Source organism: Actinoalloteichus spitiensis RMV-1378 (assembly GCF_000239155.1).
Taxonomy (GTDB): domain Bacteria; phylum Actinomycetota; class Actinomycetes; order Mycobacteriales; family Pseudonocardiaceae; genus Actinoalloteichus_B; species Actinoalloteichus_B spitiensis.
In genome coordinates, this window is the sequence record NZ_AGVX02000463.1 from 1 (window position 1) to 4,933 (window position 4,933).

3 protein-coding genes are annotated in these 4,933 nt (G+C 71.6%); 2 read left to right on the top strand and 1 reads right to left on the bottom strand.

Annotation, left to right across the window (positions count from 1 at the left end; translation table 11 throughout):
• Positions 1–216 precede the first annotated feature (216 nt).
• Complete coding sequence (locus tag ACTIDRAF_RS0219145) at positions 217–597, top strand: VOC family protein (protein WP_016700338.1); 381 nt, start codon at positions 217–219, stop codon at positions 595–597.
• 205 nt (positions 598–802) lie between these two features.
• Here the strand turns inward: ACTIDRAF_RS0219145 and ACTIDRAF_RS29840 are convergent, their stop codons facing one another.
• Entirely contained in the window at positions 803–1,606 is an 804-nt protein-coding gene (locus ACTIDRAF_RS29840) for a maleylpyruvate isomerase family mycothiol-dependent enzyme (RefSeq protein WP_016700339.1), read from the bottom strand.
• A gap of 497 nt (positions 1,607–2,103) precedes the next feature.
• Between ACTIDRAF_RS29840 and uvrA the strand changes: the two genes are divergently transcribed.
• Positions 2,104–4,933: excinuclease ABC subunit UvrA (uvrA, locus tag ACTIDRAF_RS0219160; RefSeq protein WP_016700341.1), on the top strand; the 2,830-nt coding region annotated here is incomplete at its 3' end.

A 4,933-nucleotide genomic window follows, 5' to 3' on the forward strand; every position in this document is an offset into this window, starting at 1 on the left:
CGGCGGGCGCCGGGGCGGGACTGACCTCCGGGGCCGCCGGGGAGGGTGGCGCGGGGGTTGGCCCGGATCGGGCCCGGAAGGTCCGCCGCCCCACGGCCGAGCCGCTTCTCCGGCCGCCGCGCGGGCAGGGCCTCGAAATCCCCTCGCCACCACCAGCCCGCGTTGTTATGGTCGCGGGACCCTTCCGAACGCCCACGGCTGGAGGCTGTCCCCGAGATGGCGTGTCGTATCAGCGAGCTCGTGCTCGGTTGCCGTGATCCCGAGCTGCTGGCGCGGTTCTGGTGTGCGGTCCTGGACTACGTGGTGCTCGACCGCGAGGACGGCGACATGGTGGAGATCGGGCCGCGCGAGGGCTTCGGCGGTCCGCAGCCGACGATCATCCTCAGCCGCCGGGACGAGCCGGAGCCGGGGAAGGCCCGGCTGCACATCGATGTCAACGCCACCGACCGCGACCAGGACGCCGAGCTCGAACGCCTGCTGGGGCTCGGCGCTCGTCCGGCTGAGGTCGGCCAGACCGGCGAGGAGCAGTGGCACGTCCTGGCCGACCCGGAGGGGAACGAGTTCTGCCTGCTCAGGGCCCGGCTCGACCCGGTGTGATCCAGCGGGAGCGGTGGGAGCGAGGAGCCTGGTGGGTGCCAACGGCCTGATCGCGCCGGTGGGACCGGCGGCCGCTTGGGCGAAGCGACCCCCGACCTGCGGTCCTCCTCGCCACGCCGGCGACGGGGAGCCGACCCGTCCGGCGGGGCCACCGCTGCCCGCGCTCAGCACGGGGTGAACGGCACCGGGCAGGTGGGCGTCGCGCTCAGAACCAGGAGGGCAGGGCCGGGAGCCGGCCGGTGAGGCCCCGGCCTTCGGAGCGGCCGGCGAGCCAGGCGAGCACCTCGGCCACGGGCCCCCAGACCTCCCGAGCGGGCAGGTCCTCGCGTCCCGGAGCCCGCCAACGGCGCCGGGAACCGTCCGGCAGCCCGGCCACGACGACCAACGGCCCGGTGTCGCGGTGGTGCGCCAGGCGACGCATCACGTGCTCCACCAGCGCGACCGCCGTCCTGGCGGGGATGTCCGGGAAGTCGAGGCCCGAGTCCAGGTCGACGAGGTGGATCCACACCTCGCACAGCCGCAGCCACGGCACCTCCTCGGCGGGGAGCGGCTGGTCGTCGTCATCGCTGATCAGGTTCGCCCAGGCCTCCGGTGGCAGGTTCGCCACCGCGTGGGCGAACCGCTGGCTGGAGGCCAGGACGTCCTCGACCAGGAGCCGCCAGGAGCGGTCCGATCCCTCGACGATGTCGGCGTCGCGGTCGTCCCGGCTGGGGTAGGGGGTGTGTTCGACGCCCGTCCTGGCCCAGAGCAGCAGGTTGGACGCGGCGTCCGCCTGCCGAGACAGGTGCGTGAGCACGTGGGCCCTGGTCCACCCCGGCACGCGGCTGGGGCTCCCCACCGCCGTGTCGTCGAGGTCCATGACGGTGCGCAGCAGGGCGCGGTCCGCCTCCCCCAGCAGGGCCCGGCCGGCCAGGGCACGCCGAGCGGCGCTGGCCTGGTCTGCGCTGCTGCTGGCCGTCGCCGTGACGCTCCAGTAACCGACGGCCGGAGCCGAGAAGGATGCGTTCATCTCGCCTCCTACCGTGGTAGGTCCGTCGCTTGTTGGGAACCAGCCTAGACCCGACCCGGGGCGCGGTGCCTCACACGAACAGGGGCTGGATCGCCCATTGGGGTGACGGTGCGTGACCGTCGTCTCGCGGTGCCGCTCGCGCTGGCAGGAGTATCGTCCGACCAGGGGCCGGGCCGGCGCGTCGATGGTGACGGACGCAGGCTCGTTCGGGTCCGTCGTGATCACCACGCGTGACTGCCTCCAGAGCTGCGCCGAGGTGGTCGAGCTCGCTTCGGCCAGTTCTGTCGGTGGCCATGCCTAGCATGGGCGGGTCTGCCCCCTGCCTGGGTCCAGCCAGGCCGGACCGCCGCCCACGCGGCGCGGTCGGGGCCGTCGGGCCGCTGGTGCCCGCCGATGCCGAGGGACACGGGCAGACGACACGAACCCAGGACATCGCCGGACCCGTTCGAGGACGGCCGGCGGTTCTCACATCCATCATCAGGTGAAGGGACCACAGCGTGGCCGATCGCCTCGTCGTCCGCGGCGCTCGCGAGCACAATCTGAAGGGCGTCGACCTCGACCTGCCGAGGGACAGCCTCATCGTGTTCACCGGGTTGTCCGGCTCGGGCAAGTCCAGCCTGGCCTTCGACACCATCTTCGCCGAGGGGCAGCGGCGCTACGTGGAATCACTGTCCGCCTATGCCCGGCAGTTCCTGGGGCAGATGGACAAGCCGGACGTGGACTTCATCGAGGGGCTCTCCCCCGCGGTGTCCATCGACCAGAAGTCCACCAGCCGCAACCCCCGCTCCACGGTCGGCACCATCACCGAGGTCTACGACTACCTCCGGTTGCTCTACGCGCGCGCCGGCAAACCGCACTGCCCGACCTGCGGCGCGCCGATCAGCCGGCAGACCCCGCAGCAGATCGTGGACCAGGTGCTCGACCTGGAGGAGGGCACCCGCTTCCAGGTGCTCGCGCCCGTCGTCCGGGGGCGCAAGGGGGAGTACGTCGACCTGTTCGCCGAACTCCCCACCCAGGGCTACTCCCGGGTCCGCGTCGACGGGGTGGTGCACCCGCTCACCGACCCCCCGACCTTGAAGAAGCAGGAGAAGCACGACATCGAGGTGGTCATCGACCGGCTGTCGGTCAAGCCCACCGCGAAACAACGGCTCACCGACTCGGTGGAGACCGCGTTGCGCCTGGCCGACGGGCTGGTGGTGCTCGACTTCGTCGACCGCCCCGAGCACGACCCGGACCGGGAGCGGCGGTTCTCGGAACGGATGGCCTGCCCCAACGGGCACGCCCTGGCGGTGGACGACCTCGAACCGCGTTCCTTCTCCTTCAACGCCCCCTACGGGGCCTGCCCCACCTGCACCGGCATCGGCGTCCGCAAGGAGGTCGACCCGGAGCTGGTGGTCCCCGACGAGGAGCGGTCGCTGGCCGACGGCGCGATCGCACCCTGGTCCAGCGGCCAGAGCGCCGAGTACTTCACCCGCCTGCTCGAGTCGCTCTCGGAGACGGTGGGCTTCCGCATGGACGTCCCCTGGCGGCGGCTGCCGGCCAAGGTCCAGAAGGCGGTGCTGCACGGCGTGGACGAGCAGGTCCACGTGCGGTACCGCAACCGGTACGGCCGGCAGCGCTCCTACTACGCGGCGTTCGAGGGCGTGATCCCGTTCCTGGAGCGCCGCCTGGAGCAGACCGAGTCGGACGCGGCCAGGGAGAAGTACGAGGGCTACATGCGGGAGGTGCCCTGCCCCGCCTGCCAGGGGTCGAGGCTCAAGCCCGAGATCCTCGCCGTGACCCTCGAGAGCGAGGAGTTCGGCGAGAAGTCGATCGCCGAGGTGTGCGCCCTGAGCGTCGCCGAGTCCACCCGCTTCCTCGCCGGGCTGACCCTCGGGCCACGGGAGGAGATGATCGCCGGCCGGGTGCTCAAGGAGATCTCGGCCCGGCTCGGCTTCCTGCTCGACGTCGGTCTCGACTACCTCTCGCTCGACCGGGCCGCCGGCACCCTCTCCGGCGGCGAGGCGCAGCGCATCCGGCTGGCCACCCAGATCGGCTCGGGGTTGGTCGGGGTGCTCTACGTCCTGGACGAGCCCTCGATCGGCCTGCACCAGCGGGACAACCACCGCTTGATCGACACGCTGACCCGGCTGCGGGACCTCGGCAACACGCTCATCGTGGTGGAGCACGACGAGGACACCATCCGCAACGCCGACTGGGTGGTGGACGTCGGGCCCGGAGCCGGGGAACGCGGCGGCCGCGTGGTGCACTCCGGCAGGTACGAGGAGCTGCTGGAGAACACCGCCTCCCTGACGGGTGACTACCTGGCCGGTCGGCACACCATCGCGGTGCCGACCGAGCGGCGCCGGATCGACCGGCGGCGGAAGCTGACCGTGGTCGGCGCCCGGGAGCACAACCTGCGGGGCATCGACGTCTCCTTCCCCCTCGGCGCGCTGGTGTCGGTCACCGGGGTGTCCGGGTCGGGCAAGTCCACGCTGGTCAACGACATCCTCGCGCGGGTGCTGGCCAACCGCCTCAACGGCGCCCGGCTGGTGCCGGGGCGGCACACCCGCGTCAACGGGCTCGACCAGGTCGACAAGCTGGTGCAGGTCGACCAGTCCCCGATCGGGCGGACCCCGAGGTCCAACCCGGCCACCTACACCGGCGTCTTCGACCACATCCGGAAGCTCTTCGCCGCCACCACGGAGGCGAAGGTCCGCGGTTACCAGCCGGGCAGGTTCTCGTTCAACGTCAAGGGCGGTCGCTGCGAGGCGTGCGCGGGTGACGGCACCATCAAGATCGAGATGAACTTCCTCCCCGACGTCTACGTGCCCTGTGAGGTGTGCCGGGGTGCCCGGTACAACCGGGAGACGCTGGAGGTGCACTACAAGGGCAAGACGATCGCCGAGGTCCTCGACATGCCCATCGAGGAGGCGGCCGACTTCTTCGAGCCGATCAAGGCGATCCACCGCCACCTGAGCACCCTCGTCGACGTCGGCCTCGGCTACGTGCGGCTCGGTCAGCCCGCTCCCACCCTCTCCGGCGGGGAGGCGCAGCGCGTCAAGTTGGCGAGCGAACTCCAGAAGCGGTCCACCGGGCGGACCGTCTACGTGCTCGACGAACCGACGACCGGTCTGCACTTCGAGGACATCCGCAAGCTCCTCGGGGTGGTCAACGGGCTGGTCGACAAGGGGAACACGGTGATCGTCATCGAGCACAACCTCGACGTCATCAAGACCTCGGACTGGATCGTCGACATGGGGCCCGAAGGGGGGTCCGGCGGCGGGACGGTGGTGGCGCAGGGCACCCCCGAGGAGGTGGCCGAGAACCCCGACAGCCACACGGCGA